15 protein-coding genes are annotated in these 17694 nt (G+C 67.4%); 3 read left to right on the top strand and 12 right to left on the bottom strand.

The window, feature by feature from the left end:
• Nucleotides 1-106: 106 nt before the first annotated feature.
• The 4 genes from MUU56_RS04620 to MUU56_RS04605 all read right to left on the bottom strand — a co-directional run bounded on the left by MUU56_RS04620 (nt 107) and on the right by MUU56_RS04605 (nt 6083).
• The gene (locus MUU56_RS04620; RefSeq protein WP_244766142.1) at nt 107-1189 is read right to left on the bottom strand and encodes an acyl-CoA dehydrogenase family protein; all 1083 of its coding nucleotides are present in this window, start codon (nt 1187-1189) and stop codon (nt 107-109) included.
• 200 nt (nt 1190-1389) lie between these two features.
• The gene (lpdA, locus tag MUU56_RS04615; RefSeq protein WP_244766141.1) at nt 1390-2793 is read right to left on the bottom strand and encodes a dihydrolipoyl dehydrogenase; all 1404 of its coding nucleotides are present in this window, start codon (nt 2791-2793) and stop codon (nt 1390-1392) included.
• Nucleotides 2790-3977: a dihydrolipoamide acetyltransferase family protein gene (locus tag MUU56_RS04610; RefSeq protein ID WP_244766140.1), complete on the bottom strand. Its 1188-nt coding sequence runs from the start codon at nt 3975-3977 to the stop codon at nt 2790-2792. The genes lpdA and MUU56_RS04610 overlap by 4 nt, the downstream gene beginning before the upstream one ends.
• A 15-nt stretch (nt 3978-3992) precedes the next feature.
• Entirely contained in the window at nt 3993-6083 is a 2091-nt protein-coding gene (locus MUU56_RS04605) for a transketolase C-terminal domain-containing protein (protein WP_244766139.1), read from the bottom strand.
• A gap of 122 nt (nt 6084-6205) precedes the next feature.
• Between MUU56_RS04605 and MUU56_RS04600 the strand changes: the two genes are divergently transcribed.
• Nucleotides 6206-6673 (top strand): Lrp/AsnC family transcriptional regulator, encoded by a 468-nt coding sequence (locus tag MUU56_RS04600; RefSeq protein ID WP_244766138.1) that lies wholly within the window; start codon nt 6206-6208, stop codon nt 6671-6673.
• 12 nt (nt 6674-6685) lie between these two features.
• Here MUU56_RS04600 and MUU56_RS04595 read toward each other — a convergent pair whose 3' ends face one another.
• Nucleotides 6686-7591 (bottom strand): DMT family transporter, encoded by a 906-nt coding sequence (locus tag MUU56_RS04595; RefSeq protein WP_244766137.1) that lies wholly within the window; start codon nt 7589-7591, stop codon nt 6686-6688.
• Nucleotides 7592-7759: 168 nt separating this feature from the next.
• Here MUU56_RS04595 and MUU56_RS04590 point away from each other — a divergent pair, with 168 nt between their 5' ends.
• A complete protein-coding gene (locus tag MUU56_RS04590; RefSeq protein ID WP_244766136.1) occupies nt 7760-9544 on the top strand; it encodes an IlvD/Edd family dehydratase in 1785 nt (594 codons plus the stop codon).
• A gap of 36 nt (nt 9545-9580) precedes the next feature.
• On the opposite strand, the gene MUU56_RS04585 is transcribed toward MUU56_RS04590, so the two are convergent.
• From MUU56_RS04585 to MUU56_RS04550, 7 genes are all read right to left on the bottom strand, one after another.
• Nucleotides 9581-10474 carry a DMT family transporter gene (locus MUU56_RS04585; RefSeq protein WP_398431012.1) on the bottom strand — a complete coding sequence of 298 codons (894 nt, stop codon included), beginning with the start codon at nt 10472-10474 and terminating at the stop codon, nt 9581-9583.
• Between the two features lie 272 nt (nt 10475-10746).
• Complete coding sequence (locus MUU56_RS04580) at nt 10747-12180, bottom strand: aldehyde dehydrogenase family protein (protein WP_244766134.1); 1434 nt, start codon at nt 12178-12180, stop codon at nt 10747-10749.
• A 12-nt stretch (nt 12181-12192) separates the two neighbouring features.
• A complete protein-coding gene (locus MUU56_RS04575; protein ID WP_244766133.1) occupies nt 12193-12921 on the bottom strand; it encodes an MBL fold metallo-hydrolase in 729 nt (242 codons plus the stop codon).
• 7 nt (nt 12922-12928) lie between these two features.
• Nucleotides 12929-14014: an ABC transporter ATP-binding protein gene (locus tag MUU56_RS32890; RefSeq protein ID WP_348538636.1), complete on the bottom strand. Its 1086-nt coding sequence runs from the start codon at nt 14012-14014 to the stop codon at nt 12929-12931.
• Complete coding sequence (locus MUU56_RS04560; protein ID WP_244766132.1) at nt 14011-14799, bottom strand: ABC transporter permease; 789 nt, start codon at nt 14797-14799, stop codon at nt 14011-14013. Before MUU56_RS04560 ends, MUU56_RS32890 begins: the two co-directional genes overlap by 4 nt.
• 2 nt (nt 14800-14801) lie before the next feature.
• On the bottom strand, nt 14802-15665 hold the full coding sequence (locus tag MUU56_RS04555) for an ABC transporter permease (protein ID WP_244766131.1): 864 nt from the start codon (nt 15663-15665) through the stop codon (nt 14802-14804).
• 193 nt (nt 15666-15858) lie between these two features.
• Entirely contained in the window at nt 15859-16935 is a 1077-nt protein-coding gene (locus MUU56_RS04550; protein WP_398430765.1) for an ABC transporter substrate-binding protein, read from the bottom strand.
• A 129-nt stretch (nt 16936-17064) separates the two neighbouring features.
• Here MUU56_RS04550 and MUU56_RS04545 point away from each other — a divergent pair, with 129 nt between their 5' ends.
• Nucleotides 17065-17691, top strand: coding sequence for a TetR/AcrR family transcriptional regulator (locus MUU56_RS04545; RefSeq protein WP_244766130.1), 627 nt, complete (start codon nt 17065-17067; stop codon nt 17689-17691).
• Nucleotides 17692-17694 lie beyond the last annotated feature (3 nt).

Below are 17694 nucleotides of genomic sequence, written 5' to 3'. Positions count from 1 at the left end.
GGGCAACGCTTTCCCTCCACAGGCAATGGACGTCTCGCGATTCATGAGAGCCGCAAGCACACGGAGGGCTGCTGCAAAACCGCCGCACGCCGCTCCGCAACGCGCCTCAGCCTTCCTGCTCCGGCGGATGCGGGTGCCCCTGGCGCCGCAGCCGGCCGCTTTCCCGCAGGGCCGCGGCCAGAGACGGCGGCAAGTCCGCCGGCTGCGCGTTCCGGTCCGCGGCCATGCGCACATGGCCCGCGGCCTCGTGCGCCACGGCGAGGGCGGCGGTGGCGGCGAGGAAGGCGTTCGTCCGGTGCTGGTCCGCAAGGCCGATCTGGGCCGCGTCGATGGCGCGGCCGGCTTCGGCCATCATGGCCTGCGCGGCCGCGAGACGGGCGGACAGCAGCCCGATATCGCGGGCATCGTCGTGGTCTGAGGCCAGCCGGCGCTCGAATGCACGCCGGCCGCCGCCGAGCTGCCGGGCGGCTTCGAGAAGAAGCTCGAGCGACTGCGGCACCGCCGCCTCGACGGGCGGATGCAGCACCGCGTCCGCATCGACGGCAACGTCCTTGAAGAGAACGTGCTCGGCGGAGGGCGCGGCCCTGTCCACCGGCTCGCAACTGTTGGCGACATAGTGCAGGCCCTCGATGCGCGTCGCCAGCAGGACGCCCGCCATCCGGCCGCCGTCGCTGCGCGCCGGCACGAGCAGCCAGTCCGCATGGCGGGTGCAGGGCGTACAGAGCGCTTCGCCGCTCAGACGCCAGGCAAGGCCGCTTGCGGCAAGCGGCAGGGCGTCGGCATCCTGCCCGTTGCGCCGGGCTGTCGCCCGGCAGAGCCGGGCGCCGGCAAGGGCGGCGGAAAACACCACGGAGTGGTGGCCGTCCGTGCCGTAGCTGCGCAGCTGCTCCAGCGCCACGAAGTGGGCGGCCAGGATATCGGCCAGCGTTGCCGACTGCGCGGCGGCGGCCGCACAGACATCCGCCAGCACGGTGTTGGAAACGTCGATGCCGCCGTGCTCGGTTGGCACGGAGATGCCGAACAGGCCGGAACGGGAGAGGAGATCGAGACGGGCCTGCGCCGTCTGCGCCGCATCCCCGTTCGCGAAAATGCCGGCAATCGTGCCGGCAACGGTCAACGCCTCGTCTTCGCTGCCGATGACGGCGGCGGTTCGCGACGGACGGTCGAGCGCTGATGAAATCATACCCATGTCGTCTGCTCCTCGCGGATTGGCGTTTCAGGGCGCACAGGCTTAACCGGTCAAAAAGATCACATTCTATAGAGATTGTATAGATTGATTTTCACGCGACGATCCCGTCGGCGGACCGTACGGTATCACGAACCAAGGCGATCGCCTCCCGAAAATTTCGCCGTGCCGCCGCACGCTTTCGGCAAGGACCGCGCCGTCGCTCAGCGATGAATGGCCGCCCCGAAAAAGCCGAGGGCGGCCTCCTTGACCGCCTCGCTGTGCGTCGGGTGGGCGTGGCAGGTATAGGCGATATCCTCCGCCGTCGCGCCGAACTCCATCGCCTGGGCGACCTCGGCGATCATCGTGCCGGCCATCGCCCCGACCATATGGGCGCCGAGCACGACGCCGCTCGCCTCCTCCGCCAGCAGCTTGACGAACCCCTCCGTGCCGCCGTTCGCCTTTGCCCGGCTGTTGGCGCTCATCGGGAAGGTCGAAGCGCGATAGGCGATCCCCTCCGCCGTCAGCATCTGCTCGGTCCGTCCGACGGAAGCCACCTCCGGATCGGTGTAGACGACCACCGGGACGATGGCGGGATTGACCAAGCCGGGCCGGCCGGCGAGCCGCTCGGCGACGGCGATGCCCTCGTCCTCCGCCCGGTGGGCCAGCATGGGCCCGCGCGTCACGTCGCCGATCGCGTGGATCCCGTCCGCTCCCGTCCGCCCCTGCCCATCGACCGGTATGAAACCGCCCGCATCCGGGGTGATACCGACCGTTTCCAGCCCGAGACCGCCCGTGTTCGGCCGCCGCCCCGTGGCGACCAGCACGACGTCGGCCGCCAGCGCCGACGCCTTGCCGTCCGCCCCCTTCAGCTGCAACGTGGCGCCATCCTTGCGGATATCGGCACCGGCAACGGCGGTCGAGGCGAGGATCGTCATGCCCTGGCGCGCCAGGAGCTGCGTCATCGTCGCGCGGATATCGGCATCCATGCCGGGCAGGATGCCGTCGCCTACTTCCACGACCGTCACTTGAGCGCCAAGACGCCGCCAGACCGAGCCCAGTTCGAGACCGATCACCCCGCCGCCGATGACGGCGAGCCGTTCGGGTATGCGGGGGAGGGACAGCGCGCCGGACGAATCGACCACGACCCCGGCGTGGTTGTCTACCGGCACGCCGGCCAGCGCCGCCGGCAGCGAGCCCGTGGCAATGACGATCGCCTTCGCGGCGAACATCCTGCCGTCGATATCGACGCGCCCCGGCCCGGCAAGGCGCGCCCGCCCCGGCAGGCGGGCGACGCCGTTCTTGCGGAACAGGAAATCGATGCCGCCCGCCAGCGAGGCGACGGTCGCCTCCTTGCGCGCCATCAGCCGTGCGAGGTCGATGGAAACCGGCCCGGTGTCGATGCCGAAGCCGGCCATATGGCCATCGCGGGCGAGCTCCAGCAGATGCGTCGCATGCAGCAGCGTCTTGGAGGGAATGCAACCGACATTGAGGCAGGTGCCGCCGAGCGTCGGCCGCGCCTCGACGCAGGCCGCCTTCAGGCCGAGTTGCGCGGCACGGATCGCACAGGCATAGCCGCCGGGACCGCCGCCGATCACCAGCACGTCATAGTCGCCGGAAACATTCATTGCGGCCAGCCTTCCAGCGCCGCGACGAAGCGGGTGAGCCATGTATTGGTCTGGTGGCCGTCGAGCGCGCGGTGGTCGATGGTCAGCGAGACATAGGCCATGGGCCGGATCTGGATCGTATCGACGCCGTCGACCTCGCGCACCACCACGCGCTTTTCCAGCTTGCCGACGCCGAGGATCGCCGATTGCGGCTGGTTGATGATGATGGGCGTGGCGAGAAGCGAGCCGGAGACACCGTGGTTGGAGATAGTGAAGGTGCCGCCGCGCATGTCGGCCGGCGTCAGCGTCTTCGCCCGGGCGCGGGCCGTGAGGTCCTGCAAGCGCGCCGCGATGCCTGAAAGCGAAAGGTCCTGCGCCGCGCGGATGACGGGCACCACCAGCCCGTCATTGCCGAGCGCCGTGCCGATGCCGATATTGACGTCGTCGAACACCTCAAGGCGGTCATCGAACCAGCGGCTGTTGGCCTCCGGCACCGCCTTCATCGCCGCCACGCAGGCCGAGACGATATAGGCGGTGTAGGAGAGCGGCACGCCGGACGCGGCGAAGGCCTGCCGGTTCATCTCGCGGTGCCGCATGACGGCGGTGAAATCCGCCTCGAACACCGCCGTGACATGCGGCGCGGTCGAGACGGACATCTGCATGTGTTCGGCGATGGCAAGCCGCATCGGCGAATGCCGGATCGCCCGCGAGCCTCCTTCGACAGGCGTCGTCTCCGGCCTGGATGGCGTGACGGGCTCCGGCGAAGGCCGCGCCCCGCGCGCCGCCTCGTGCGCGGCATCCATGTCGGCCCGCGTCACCCGCCCGCCCTTGCCGGAGCCGTCTACCGTCGCGGGGTCGATGCCGTATTCCTCCGCCGCGCGCCGCACGGCCGGTGAATAATGGTCCGCGGCCGCCGGCATTCTTCCGGGTTCCGGCCGGGCGGCAGCGACAACGGGCTCGGAGGCCGCAGCCTCTTCCTGCCGGATCCGGCCGAGCACGGCGCCGGGTTCGGCCTTTTCGCCGCCCTGCATCAGGATCTCGCTGAGGATGCCGGCGACGGGGGCGGGGATCTCCTGCGTCACCTTGTCGGTTTCGAGCTCCACGAGCGGATCGTCGGGCGCCACCCTCTCGCCCACCGCCTTCAGCCAGTTGCGCACGACCGCCTTGGTGCCCTCCTGCTCGACAGGCGCGAGAACGTCGATCATCACCCCCGCCATCGTTCAGAACTCCAGCAGGGCATCGATCTTGGCCCGGATCCGCCCCGCCGAGGGCACCGCCCAGTCGAGCAGGACCGGATTGTGCGGGCTCGGAATGTCGGGCATCGTCAGCCGCGAGACGGGCGCATCGAGATCCATGAAGGCCTCGTCGGCAACGACGGCGGCGATCTCCGCGCCGAAGCCGGCGGTGCCGAGATCCTCGTGCACGATGAGGCAGCGGCGCGTGCGCCGGACGGAGGACAGCACCGCCTCCCTGTCCCAAGGCATCAGGGTGCGCAGGTCGATGACATCGGCGGAAACACCCTCCGCCGCGTCCTCGCAGCGATGCACCATGGCGCCCCAGGTGACAAGCGTGATCGCCTCGCCGCGGCGCGTGAAACTCGCCTTGCCGAAGGGCAACGCGAAATCGTCGCCCGGATAGGGCCGCCGCGCCCAGGCATGATCCAGCATGGCGCGGTGCTCGAAGAAGATCACCGGATCGTTGCCGCGAAGGCCGGTGCGCAGCAGCCCGACCGCATCGGCGGCATTGGAGGGGACGGCCACCTTCCAGCCGGGCTGGTGCACGAAGGCCACCTCGTTCGTCTGGCTGTGCCAGGGGTCGCCGCATTTGAAATAGCCGCCGGGCATGCGCAGCACCATCGGCGCGGCAAAGCGGTTGTTGGTGCGCCAGCGGATCGTGCCGCAATCGTTGATCTGCTCGGTGGCAGGCTCGGCATATTTGCGGAACTGGATTTCCGGCACCGGCATCAGCCCCGCCAGCGCCATGCCCACCGCCCGGCCGACGATGCCTTCCTCCGAGAGCGACGTATCGAACACCCGCGCGCGGCCGAACTTTTCCTGGAGGCCGAGCGTGACCGCATGCACGCCCCCCTTGGGGCCGATATCCTCGCCGAACAGCACGACGCGCTCGTTGATCGAAAGCTCGTGGTCGAGCGTGCGGCGGATGGCGGTGACCATGTTGATGCGCTGGCCTTCCGATGCCGCCACCGTGGTGGTTTGCGGCGGGGTGTAGCCATGGCGCACCTGCCCGCCCATCACCTGCACGTCGCCCTCGAAGAAGACATGCCGCGTCACCGTCTCGGGAACGGCCGCCGGGCGGGCCTCGGCGGCAATGCGCGCGGTTTCCGCCGCCTTTCTTGCATCCGCATCGGCCGCCTCCCATTCCGCCTCGCTGAGCACGGCCGGCACGATATAGTCCTTCAGGCGCGGCAGCGGGTCCCGCGCCCATTCGCTGCGCACGACCGCCTCGCTCTTGTAGGCCTGCGTATCCTGGAAACTGTGGCCCTGAAGGCGCGGCACGGTAAGGCGCAGCAGCGCCGGCGCACGCGCCTCGCGCACATGCTCGACCGCAGCGGCGGTCAGCCGGGCGGCAGTGGCCGGATCGGTGCCGTCGCCCTCGAAGATCGTCAGGTTCTGCCAGCCGGACAGGTTGGCCGCGATATTGCCGCCGGGCGTCTGGATCGTCGAGGGAACGGAGATGCCGTAGCCGTTGTCCTCGATGTAGAACAGCATCGGCAGGGTCTGCGTGGTGGCGATGGTCAGCGCCGACCAGAAGCCGTTCGAGGCGACCGAGCCGTCACCGCCGAGCACCACGGCGATGCTCCGTTCGTAGTCCGCCTTGCCCAGCGTCTCGGCATAATATTTCACCGCCTGCGCCCAGCCCGCCGTCGGCGTATACTGCGCCCCGACGCCGCCGCACATCGGCAGGGCGGAGGCGCCGTCGCGGTTCGGATGGTTGAAGACGACGCCGATGTCGCGCCCGTCGGAATAGCCGCCGGCACGGCCCATGGCGGAACCGAGCGCATCCGCGGGATCGACGCCGAGCGAAAGCAGCAGCGGACGGGAGCGGTAATAGCCGCAGGTCGCGTCATGCCGGTCGGTCAAGAGACAGCCGAGCATGATCTGCGCCATGTCGTGGCCGCGCGCGGAAAACTGGTAGAGCACCTTCTTTTCCGGCACGAGACGGGTTTCCTCCATCTCGTCCAGCGCGCGCGACAGATGCACCAGATAGGCGATGCGCTTCCAGTCGACGGTATCGTCCGGCGCATTCCTGGCAGCGGACCTGACGACGGTTTTGAGTGCGACCTGCGCCATGGTTTCCTCCCGCAGATATACAGTGGTGGAAAGTATAGGCCGCTTCAGCCGAAAAATCGTTTCAAACAGGCGGTTCTTTGCGATAGAAATGAAACATACCCATCACATTCATGGGATTTCCGATGAGTTCCATTCAGCTTGACGCCATCGACAAGAAGATCCTGAAGGTGCTGCAGCGACGAGGCGACATCAGCCATGCGGCGCTCGCCGAACAGGTGGGCGCCTCCAGCGCCTCCTGCTGGCGGCGCATCAAGGCGCTGGAGGAAGCCGGCGTGCTCGGCCCGACCGTGCGGCTGCTCGATCCAGACCGCATCGGCCGCGGCCTCAACGTCTTCTGCCAGGTGCGCATGAAATCGCACGATCCGGGGGCTCGGCGCGATTTCGAGCGCTTCGTGCAGACCCATGAGGAGGTGCTGGAATGCTATTCCATGTCCGGCGAGTGGGATTACCTGATCCGCGTCGTGGTCAAGGACGTGCGCGACTACGAACAATTGCTGATGCAGGCGATCCTGACGCATGAGGCGGTGGCGAACTCCTCCTCGCATTTCGCGCTGAAGAGCGTGAAATACACCACGGAACTGCCGCTGTGACGGGCCGGCCGCTCAGGCGCGGCCGCGGCGCTTCAGATGCTGCTCGCGGAAGAAGATGAAGAGTCCCGAGGCGACGATGAAGCCGGCGCCGACCAGCATGGCCGGGCGCGGCGCGTCGCCGAAGAACATCCAGCCGAAGATGACGGCCCAGAGCAGCAGCGAATATTGCAGCGGCACGACGGTCGCCGCATCCGCCAGCTTCAGCGAGCGGTTGACCAGCATGTGCGCGCTCATCGCCACGATGCCGAGCAGGCTGAGGAGGCCGAAATCGACGCCGCTGACCGGCGCCCAGCCGGCCGGATCGGCAAGGCACCAGACGCCGGCGAAGATCGCCGCGCCCGCCACCTGCCAGAAGACCAGCGTCGTGTCCGGCGCCGCGCGCAGCGTGCGGCCGAGCACCATGGCGAAGCTGAAGGCGAGGCTGCCGGCAAGCGCGATGAGGGCCGGCAGGGTGAACGTGTCCTTCGACGGCTCGAGCGCGATCACCACGCCGACGAAGCCGACGATGATCGCCGTCCAGCGCCGCCAGCCCACCTTCTCGCCGAGCAGAAGCGGCGACATGGCGGCGACGTAGATCGGCGCGGCGAGCCAGTAGGTCATGGCGTCGGCAAGCGGCATGTAGGCGACGGCGAAGTAGAAGCCGGAGGCCTCGAAGGCGAAGAGGCCGGACCGCAGGAGATGCAGCTTCGGCCGCTCCACGTCGACCAGCCGGCGCCAGCCGACCTTCCAGAAGAACGGCGCGAGCACCACCATCGCGGCGAGGCTGCGGATCAGCATGAGCTGGCCGACGGAATAGGTCGCGACGAGCCATTTGCCGAGCACGTCGTTCAGCGAGAACATCACCATGCCGAGCAGCATCAGCAGCACGCCGAGGCGGGCGGTGCCCGTGGCGGGGGAGGAGGCGGTGATGTCGGTCATGACGGTAACCCGGGAACTGAGATGGAAGGGCTGTGACACATTCCGCCCGGCCGATCCAGTCAGCAATGTTGATAGCTGCATAAAGCAACGCACTGCATCGCCGGCCGGTTGATTGCACGAGACGGCGGTGGAAGAGTGCGGCTCGATATTCTTGACGAGGTTCATTTCATGACGGACGAAAAGACGGGCAAACGGCGGCTACGCTCTCAGGACTGGTTCGACAACCGCGAGCATGTCGACATGGCGGCACTCTATCTCGAGCGCTTCATGAACTACGGCATCACGCCGGAGGAGCTGCGGTCCGGCAAGCCGGTGATCGGCATCGCCCAGAGCGGCAGCGACCTGACCCCCTGCAACCGTCACCATGTCGAGCTCGCCCGGCGCGTACGCGACGGCATCCGCGATGCGGGCGGCATCCCGATCGAGTTCCCGACCCATCCGATCTTCGAGAACTGCAAGCGGCCGACGGCGGCGCTCGACCGCAACCTCGCCTATCTCGGCCTCGTCGAGATCCTCTACGGCTACCCGCTCGACGGCGTCGTCCTGACGACGGGCTGCGACAAGACCACGCCCTCGGCGCTGATGGCCGCCTCCACGGTCGATATTCCCGCGATCGTGCTCTCGGGCGGGCCGATGCTCGACGGCTGGCACGAGGGCGACCTCGTCGGCTCCGGCACGGTGATCTGGCGCGCGCGCCGCAAGCTCGCCGCCGGCACGATCGACGAGGAGGAATTCCTGCAGTCGGCAATGGACTCGGCACCCTCCATCGGCCATTGCAACACGATGGGCACCGCCTCGACGATGAACGCGCTCGCCGAGGCGCTCGGCATGTCGCTGACCGGCTGCGCGGCCATCCCCGCCGCGTACCGCGAACGCGGCCAGATGGCCTATCGCACCGGCCGGCGCGCGGTGGAGCTGGTGCTGGAGGACATCCGCCCCTCGTCGATCCTGACGCGGAAGGCCTTCCTCAACGCGATCCGCGTCAACTCGGCCATCGGCGGCTCGACCAACGCCCAGCCGCATCTGATGGCGATGGCGAAACATGCCGGCGTGGAGCTGGAGCCCGAGGACTGGCAGGTGCACGGCTACGACATTCCGCTGCTTGCCGACGTGCAGCCGGCCGGCCGTTTCCTCGGCGAACGCTTCCACCGGGCCGGCGGCGTGCCGGCGATCATGCGCGAGCTGCTCGATGCGGGAAAGCTCGACGGCGACTGTCCGACCGTGACAGGGCGCAGCATGGCGGAAAACCTCGAGGGGCGCGCGGCCAGCGACCGCGAGGTCATCCGCCCCTATGGCGAACCGCTGAGGGAGCGGGCGGGCTTCCTGGTCCTGAAGGGCAATCTCTTCGACTTCGCCATCATGAAGACCTCGGTCATCTCGCAGGAATTCCGCGCGCGCTACCTGAGCGAGCCGGGCCGCGAGGGCATCTTCGAGGGGAGGGCGGTCGTCTTCGACGGCTCGGAGGACTACCACAGGCGCATCAACGATCCGGCGCTCGGCATCAACGAGCGCACCATCCTCGTCATCCGCGGCGCGGGGCCGCTCGGCTGGCCGGGCTCGGCCGAGGTGGTCAACATGCAGCCGCCGGACCATCTGCTCAAGCGCGGCATCACCAGCCTGCCGACGATCGGCGACGGGCGCCAGTCCGGTACGGCGGACAGCCCGTCGATCCTCAACGCCTCGCCGGAAAGCGCCGCCGGCGGCGGTCTCGCCTTCCTGCGCACCGGCGACGTCATCCGCATCGACCTCACGCAGGGGCGGTGCGACATGCTGGTGGAGGCGGCGGAGATCGAACGGCGCAAGGGGGACGGCATTCCGCCGGTGCCGGCCGACGCGACGCCCTGGCAGCGGATCTACCGCAGGACCGTCACCCAGCTCTCGGACGGCGCGGTCATCGACGGCGCGGCCGATTTCCGCGGGATCGCCCAGACGCCGCCGCGGCACAATCACTAACCATGTCCGGTCGCCGGACAGGCCGGCGGCCGAACGCTATCCGCGGCGGGCGACGAGGATGCCGGCAAGCACGATCGCCCCGCCGACCGCCTGCATCGCGCCGACGGGTTCGGCGAGCACGATCCAGGCGAGGATGGCGGCGACGACCGGCTGCAGCAGCAGCGTCAGCGAGGAGAAGGCCGTCGGCAGATAGGCGAGCGCATAGGTGACGAGGCCCTGCCCGCCGACATGGCTGATGAAGGCAAGGCCGAGCAGCATGGCCCAGCCGAAGAGCGTGGCAGGCACCATGTCGACCTCGAAGAACACGGCGACAGGCAGGATGCAGATGACCGCGGAAAGGGTCGTCCAGACCATGATGCGCAGCGTGGAGAACCGCGAGCGGACATGGCCGAGCGACAGCATGTAGCAGGCGTAGAAGAAGGCCGCGACGATGGACGTCGCATCGCCGGCGAGCTGCCCGCCGCCGAGCGCCGACGGCCCGCCCTTCAGGACGAGCACGCCGACCAGCGCCAGCCCGAGGCCCGCCAGGAAGACCGGCGTGATGCGCGTGCGAAAGAGCAGCCAGGAGCCGAGCGTCACGAAGACCGGCGCCAGATTGGCCAGGAGCGTCGCATTGGCGACGGAGGTCATGTGCAGCGACAGGTGCCAGGCGGCAAGGTCGGCGGCGAGGAACACGCCCGGCAGCAGCAGGAAGAGGTGGTCGCGCGGCCCCGCCGGCCGCTCCTCACCCTGCTTCGTCGCCCGCCAGAGCAGCACGAACGGCAGCAGGGCCAGCGCGACGCGCCAGAAGGCCGTCGCCATCGGCCCGATTTCGGAGAGGCGCACGAAGATCGGCGAACCGCCGATCGCGACCCCGCCGGCGAGGAGGGCGATCAGGGCAAGGCGGCTTTTCGGGGAGGCGGTAATCGGCGACAAGGCGGCGGTCCGGATATCAGTCGTGGCAGCGAGCTATCAGACCGCCTCCGCTTCAACCAGACGGGCAGCGCTAATTTAGAGGAAAAGTTTGGGGCATGTGAAAAGACGGCGCCCTTTCGGCACCCCGCAATGCCAAAGCCCACCCGCTTTCTCCGCCGGCAATACTCACCCAGCCTCTCCTCCGTCATGGTCGGGCTTGACCCGACCATCCACGCTCCGGTCACGCCGGTGGATCCTCGGGTCAAACCCGAGGATGACGTCTTTCTTTGTGGGCGCCGCCTCGCGCCTCAGGCCGCGTCCGGCCGGTGCACGGTCTTCACCTCGAGGAAATCCTCCAGGCCGAAGAGACCGCCCTCGCGGCCATTGCCGGACTGCTTGTAGCCGCCGAACGGGCTGCCGTAGCGGTGCGGTCCCCCGTTGATGTGCACCATGCCGGCGCGAAGGCGGGCGGCGACGCGCTCGGCCCGTTCCGGATCGCCGGTCTGGAGATAGGCGGCAAGGCCGTAGGCGGTGTCGTTGGCGATCGCGATTGCCTCTTCTTCCGTGTCGAAGGGGATGATCGAGAGCACCGGACCGAACACTTCCTCGCGCGCGATGCGCATGTCGTTGTTGACGTCGGCGAAGATCGTCGGCTTGACGAAGTAGCCGGTCTCGAAGCCCTCCGGCTTGCCCGGGCCGCCGACCAGCACGCGCGCGCCCTCGGCAACGCCCGCCTCGATCAGCGCCTGCACGCGGCCGAACTGGATGTGCGAGACGAGCGGGCCGATATGCTCGCCTTCCTCCTCCGGATTGCCGACCTTGGCTTCCTTCCCCGTACGCTCGGCGATCTCGACCACCTTGTCATAGACCGAGCGCTCGACCAGCATGCGGGTCGGCGCATCGCAGGACTGGCCGGAATTGTTGAAGCACTCGCGCACGCTGCCGGCAACGCGGTCTTCGAGGTCCGCATCGGCGAAGACGAGGTTCGGCGACTTGCCGCCGAGCTCCAGCGTCACGCGCTTGACCGTATCGGCCGCGTCCTTGCTGACGGCGATGCCGGCACGGGTGGAGCCGGTAAAGGACATCATGTCGACGTCCCTGTGCCTGGAAAGCGCCGCGCCGCATTCGGGACCGTCGCCGTTGACGAGGTTGAACGTGCCGGCCGGGAAGCCCGCCTCATGCACCATCTCCGCATAGAGAAGGGCGTTGAGCGGGGTGAATTCGGACGGCTTCAGCACGCAGGTCGAGCCCGTCGCCAGCGCCGGAACCACCTTCAGCGCGATCTGGTTGATCGGCCAGTTCCAGGGCGTGATGAGGCCGCAGACGCCGATCGGCTCGCGGCGCACCACGTCGCCGTTCGCCAGCACCTCGCGGCTCTTCAGCCGCTTCAGCCCGTCGATGAAGCCCTGCAGGTGGCCGACGCCGACATCGGCCTGCTGCTCGGTGCTCATGGTGATCGGCGCGCCGAGCTCCAGCGTGATGGTGCGCGCCATCTCCTCATAGCGGCGCTTGTAGATCTCGAGCAGCTTTTCGAGCAGCGCCAGGCGCTCCTCGACGCTGGTCTGGCTGTAGGTCGCGAACGCCTTCTTGGCAGCGGCAACGGCGCGGTCGATATCGGCGGCGGTGCCCATGGAGATGACCGCGATCGGCTGTTCCGTCGCCGGGTTGATCACCGGAACGTCGTTGGGCTTCAGCGGGTCCACCCACTGGCCGTCGATGTAGAACTTGCGCTTGTCGAGCATGCTTTTCTCCCGTCACTTCTGTTTTTCATCGAGCCAGCCCTGGATGAGCTGGCGGTAGCGATCGCCACCGAAACTTGGAAAATGGCCGCCATGCACCAGCCGCACCGGCAGGGTCAGGAGGCGCTCCATCGAGGCGAGATAGTCCGCCGCGTCGGAATGGTAGGTATCCTCGATCAGCGGGCCATCGTAGACGATATCGCCCGAGAAGAGAATTTCGGTCGCCTTCTCGTGGAGCGCAATACCCCCCGGGGAGTGGCCCGGCGTGTGGATGACCTCAAACCGCCGGTCGCCGAGATCGATGACGTCGCCGTCCTCCAGGATGCGCGTCGCCGGCGCCTTCTTCACCGCATAGCACTTCGAGCAATAGGGCTCGGGCGGCAGCGCATCGAAGATTTCGTCGGTGACATAGGGGTCTGCGAGCGTGTTCTGTCGTGTCGGATTGGCGAGGAGATCGGCCTCGGCGGCGTGCACGGCCCGGCACTCGAATTCGTGATGGCAGCCGATATGGTCGAAATGCGTGTGGCTCGCCACGGCGATCAGGTCGCGCTCGGTGACGAGCGGCACCCATTCGCGCAAGGAGACGACGCCCATGCCGCTGTCGACCAGCATGTCCCGGTCGCGGCCGCGCACATGCCAGATATTGCAGCGGTAGAATTCCTGGATATAGGGCTCGCCTATCGCGGTCACGCCGTCGTCGAGGCGACGCACGCTGTACCAATCCTCCGGGCGGATGCGCTGCATGTGATCCTCAAACTCCCGCTCCGTCCTGAAGCACGACGATGCTATCCGCCTTCAGCCGAAGGTCAAGCTCCGTGCCGACCTCCGGATTGTCGGTCTGCGGCAGGTGGGCGGTGAGCACCGTGCCGTCCGCCGCGACATGGCAGCGATGATGCGTGCCGAAGAAGGCGCTGCCGGTAATGCGGCCGCGCCCGAGCGAGACGGTCGGCACCGACGCACCGGCACCGCGGAAATGTTCCGGGCGGATGCAGAGCGTGACGTCGCGGCCCGCAGCCGGCACGCCGGACACGAAGGCCGACGCGGGCAGGGCGACCCGGCCGAGGGCGGTTTCCACTTCCGCCTCGTTGGCCGCCGTACCGCGCATCTTGGCGGGCAGGAAATTCACCTCGCCCATGAAGCCGGCGGAAAACAGCGAGCGCGGCCGCATGTAGATCGAGGCCGGCGTACCGACATCCTCGATGCGGCCCTTGTTCATCACGACGATGCGGTCGGCGATCGCCATCGCCTCCTCCTGGTCGTGGGTGACATGCACGAAGGTCGTGCCGACGCGCTTCTGGATGGCCTTCAGTTCGTCCTGCATCTGCCGGCGCAGCTTCAGGTCGAGCGCCCCGAGCGGCTCGTCGAGCAGCAGCACGTCGGGATCGACCGCCAGCGCCCGGGCGAGCGCCACACGCTGCCGCTGGCCGCCCGACAGTTCGTGCGGCTTCTTCGCCGAGGAGGCCCTGAGACCGACGAGATCGAGATAGGAGAAGGCCTTCTCGTGCCGCTCGGCCCGCGCCATGCCGCGCATCCGCAGCCCGAAGCCGACATTGTCGCGCAGGCACATATGCGGGAAGAGCGCATAATCCTGGAACATGGTGGTCGTCGGGCGTTTCGCGGGGGAGACATGCGTCATGTCCCGCCCGCCGATCGCGATCGTGCCCGAGGTCGGCTCGACGAAGCCGCCGAGGATGGAGAGCAGGGTCGTCTTGCCGCAGCCGGAGGGGCCGAGCAGCACGATGAACTCGCCCGCGGCGATATCGAGCGAGACGTCGTCGAGCGCGCGGAAAGCACCGAAGACCTTCGTGGCATTGCGGATGGAGACGTCGGCGGTCATGAGGATTTCCCGGTTTTGCGGAAGACGGCGAGTTCCATGACGATGAGGAACGCGACCGAGATGAGGAAGACGACGGAGCCGATGGCATTGGTCCTGGGATCGAGGCCGGAGCGCAGCATGCTCCAGATCTCGACCGGCAGCGTCACGTCGAAGCGCGACAGGAGGAAGGCGACGATGAACTCGTCCCAACTGAAGGTGACGGAGAGGAAGAAGGCCGCAAGGATCGAGGGCAGCAGCATGGGGGCCGTGACGAGCAGCATGACCTGCCAGTCCCGCGCGCCGAGATCGCGCGCCGCCCGCTCGATGTTCACCTGGTGCCCGCCCATGGAGGCATAGATGATGGCAAAGCAGAGCGGCAGGTTGATCACCACATGGCCGATGCCGACCGTGACGAGCGAGAGGCGCAGGCCCGTGAGGTTCAGCACCGAAAGAAGGCCAAGACCGATGATCAGCGTGCTCACCGTCATCGGCGCGACGATGAGGCCGCGCAGGAGGGCGGAGGCGGGAAGCGTGTAGCGCGCGAAGGCATAGGCGGCAAGGAAGCCGAGCAGGCAGGCGATCGCCGAGGAGACGACGGCGACGGCGAGCGAGTTGCCGAGGGCGGCCATCAGCTTGCCGTCGGAAAAGACCGCCTCGTACCAGCGCAGCGTCAGGCCGTTCAGCGGCGGCACGGGCAGCGTGCCGTCCTGGAAAGAAAAGAGCACGAGCACGACGACGGGCAGGAAGATGAAAAGATAGAGAAGGCCGGCATAGAGCGCGGCAAGCGCGGTGGCGAGATGCCGCATGGTCAGGTCCTCTCCATCTTCAGCCAACGCGCGCAGGCGATGTAGGCGAGCGTGACGACGACCATCAGCACCAGCGAGAGCGCCGCGGCCATCGGGAAATCCGCCCGCCGGCCGAGCTGCAGCATGATGACCTGCGGCAGGACCAGCTCGTTGTTGCCGCCGAGGATCTGCGGCGTGATGTAGTCGCCGATGCACAGAACGAAGGTCAGGAACGCGCCGACCATGATGCCGGGCAGCGTCAGCGGCAGCACGACATGCCAGAACGTCTGGAAGGCGTTCGCGCCAAGGTCTGCCGCCGCGCGGCGATAGTTCGGCGAAAGCTGGATGAGGTTGGCATAGATCGTCAGCGTCAGCAGCATGACGAAGAAATGCACGAAGCCGATGATCGTGCCGGTGCGGTTGGCCGACAGTTCCAGCGGCTCGGCGATAATGCCGAGGGCGAGAAGCGCCTGGTTGACGACGCCGCCCTTGGAGAGCACCAGCAGCCAGGAATAGGAGCGCACGACATAGGAGGTCCAGAAGGGCAGGATCGCCATGACGAGGGCAAAACGCTGCCATTTCTTCGGCACCCGCTCGGCGATGATCCAGGCGAGCGGATAGGCGAACAGCACGGAGATGACGGTGACGGCCGCCGTGATCTCCAGCGAGACGACCAGCCCCTTGAAGAGATGCGCCTTCTTGAAGAAGGCGATGTAGTTGTCCAGCGTCCAAGTCGCGACGATCTCCCGCCCCTGCCGCGTCCAGAAGCTGATCGCGGCCATGTAGGCGAAGGGCACGAGGAAGAAGAAGCCCGTCCAGAGAAGCGCCGGCAGGGCAAAGACCCAGGCCTTGCGGCGCTCCGCGCGTTCGAGGGCAGTGGCGGTCATGGGCGTGGTTCCTCGTTCGGGTCGCGCCGTGTGGTCTGGATCCTCGGGTCGAGCCCGAGGAAGACGAAAGGAGAGGGTTTTGGCGGCGAGAGAAACAGCACGGCATGCCGCGCCGTTCGATGGGTAGGCGACACCCACCTCCCCACCGTCATCCTCGGGCTCGACCCGAGGATCCACCCATCCCCTCAACCTTTTACTGCTGCAGCATCTCCGTCCAGACATCCTGCATCGCCGCATCCATGTCGGCGTCCGCCACCGGATAGAGCTGCGAGTTCTTCAGGTAGTCCGGCTGCCGGTCCCAGCGCAGCGCCGTCTTCTGCTGTTCGGTCAGGTGCTCGCCCGCCTTGGCGTTCGCCGGCATCGCCCAGTAGCAGGAGGAGGTGGCAAGCCGGGCCTGCCCCTCGGGGCTGACGATGTACTGCACGAATTTCAGCGCGAGATCCTGCTTCTCGGAATCCTTGAAGACGCCGATCGACTGCGCCCAGCGCAGCGCGCCCTGCTTCGGGATCGTCCAGTCGAGGTTCGGCTTTTCCGCCGAAAGGCCGGCCGTCAGCCATTCGCCGCCCCCGACGACGATGTCCACCTCGCCGGTCGCCAGCGCCGTCTGCGAGGCGACGACGTCGCTCACCTGGCGGGCGACCTTCTTCATCTCGAACAGCTTTTCCTTGATCGCCGGCAGGTCGTCCTGCGTCAGCTCCGCCGTCTTCTTGCCGATGCCGACGCCGGTGAGGCCAACCATCGGCAGGTAGTAGTCATAGAGCGCGATGCGGCCCTTGTACTTTTCCGACCAGATGACCGAGAGATCGTCCATGTCGGCGGGGTCGACCTTCGTCTTGTCGTAGGAGATCGTGTTGTAGCCGAACTTTTCCGTGACGGCGTAGACCTTGCCGTCCTTGGTCGTCGTCTCCTCCATGCGCACTTCCGGGAAGAGGTCGCCGAGCGGCAATTGATCGGCCGGCATCTCGCCGAGGATCTCCATGTCGATGGCGCGCGGCACGTCGACGGCGTCGATGACCAGCACGTCCCAGTCGCCCGGGCGGGACTGCTCGATGATCGAGATCGCCGCGCCCGTGCCCTCGTATTCCTTGAGGTTGACCTTGACGTTGTTGGCCTTCTCGAACGGCTCGACCAGCGCGGGGTCGGTGTGGTCGCACCAGACGAGCGCGTTCAGCTCGTCCTGCGCCAGGGCGCCGGCCGGCGACAGCGTGATGGCGGCTGCGGTGGCAAGGAGCATGCGGCGGACGAGCCCGCCCGAAACGGTTGTCTTCATCGTCTTTCCCTCTGGCTGCAGGCTTTCGGCCTGGCGGATGACACTCATTGGCGGCGCCTTGAGAAAAAGATTGAACGAGTTCATTTTTTAAGTCAATATCATTTTTGAGGAGATTCCAACGGAGGTTCCATGGCCGGACTGCGCGCGAAACAGAAGGCGGACAGGACACGCCGCATCCTCGAAGCCGCGACCACGCTGTTCCGCCGCGAGGGCTATGACAGCGCGCGCATCGAGGACATCGCCGAGATGGCGGAGGTCTCCGTCGGCACACTCTACAACTATTACCAGAACAAGGGCGACATCCTCGTCGCCACCGTCGCCATGGAGGTGACGGAGGTGCTGGAAGGCGGCGCGCGCATCGTCGCCAATCCGCCGCTGAACGTGGCCGAGGCGCTGCGCACGCTGATCGAGCAGTATTACGACCACTCGCTCTACTATCTCTCCAAGGAGATGTGGCGCACCGCCATGGCGATCTCCATCCAGCAGCCCGACACGCCGCTCTCAAGGCGCTATACCGAGCTCGACGGCCAGCTTTGCGCGCAGGTCATCCGCCTGGTCGAGACATTGCAGGCCCGCGGCGTCGTCCAGGCCGGCGTCGACGCCAAGGCGATGGGCGAGGTGTTCTTCAACAATCTCAACATGATGTTCATCGAGTTCTGCAAGGTGGACGCCATGCCGCTGGAAGAGCTGAAGGCGCGCGTCAACGCCCAGCACGAGCCCATCGCCGCCCTCATCAGCAGCATCAAGATCGTCTGAGCG

Origin of the sequence: Shinella yambaruensis (genome assembly GCF_022899355.1) — a bacterium.
Lineage (GTDB): Bacteria > Pseudomonadota > Alphaproteobacteria > Rhizobiales > Rhizobiaceae > Shinella > Shinella yambaruensis.
The sequence above is the reverse complement of the archived record's forward strand: the minus strand, read 5'-3'. Positions and strand labels throughout refer to the sequence as shown.

Excerpts from the sequence above, each read along its gene's own strand:
- MUU56_RS04620 (WP_244766142.1), bottom strand. The coding sequence starts at position 1,189 with ATGGGTATGATTTCATCAGCGCTCGACCGTCCGTCGCGAACCGCCGCC.
- lpdA (WP_244766141.1), bottom strand. The coding sequence starts at position 2,793 with ATGAATGTTTCCGGCGACTATGACGTGCTGGTGATCGGCGGCGGTCCC.
- MUU56_RS04610 (WP_244766140.1), bottom strand. The coding sequence starts at position 3,977 with ATGATCGACGTTCTCGCGCCTGTCGAGCAGGAGGGCACCAAGGCGGTC.
- MUU56_RS04605 (WP_244766139.1), bottom strand. The coding sequence starts at position 6,083 with ATGGCGCAGGTCGCACTCAAAACCGTCGTCAGGTCCGCTGCCAGGAAT.
- MUU56_RS04600 (WP_244766138.1), top strand. The coding sequence starts at position 6,206 with ATGAGTTCCATTCAGCTTGACGCCATCGACAAGAAGATCCTGAAGGTG.
- MUU56_RS04595 (WP_244766137.1), bottom strand. The coding sequence starts at position 7,591 with ATGACCGACATCACCGCCTCCTCCCCCGCCACGGGCACCGCCCGCCTC.
- MUU56_RS04590 (WP_244766136.1), top strand. The coding sequence starts at position 7,760 with ATGACGGACGAAAAGACGGGCAAACGGCGGCTACGCTCTCAGGACTGG.
- MUU56_RS04580 (WP_244766134.1), bottom strand. The coding sequence starts at position 12,180 with ATGCTCGACAAGCGCAAGTTCTACATCGACGGCCAGTGGGTGGACCCG.
- MUU56_RS04575 (WP_244766133.1), bottom strand. The coding sequence starts at position 12,921 with ATGCAGCGCATCCGCCCGGAGGATTGGTACAGCGTGCGTCGCCTCGAC.
- MUU56_RS32890 (WP_348538636.1), bottom strand. The coding sequence starts at position 14,014 with ATGACCGCCGACGTCTCCATCCGCAATGCCACGAAGGTCTTCGGTGCT.
- MUU56_RS04560 (WP_244766132.1), bottom strand. The coding sequence starts at position 14,799 with ATGCGGCATCTCGCCACCGCGCTTGCCGCGCTCTATGCCGGCCTTCTC.
- MUU56_RS04555 (WP_244766131.1), bottom strand. The coding sequence starts at position 15,665 with ATGACCGCCACTGCCCTCGAACGCGCGGAGCGCCGCAAGGCCTGGGTC.
- MUU56_RS04550 (WP_398430765.1), bottom strand. The coding sequence starts at position 16,935 with ATGAAGACAACCGTTTCGGGCGGGCTCGTCCGCCGCATGCTCCTTGCC.
- MUU56_RS04545 (WP_244766130.1), top strand. The coding sequence starts at position 17,065 with ATGGCCGGACTGCGCGCGAAACAGAAGGCGGACAGGACACGCCGCATC.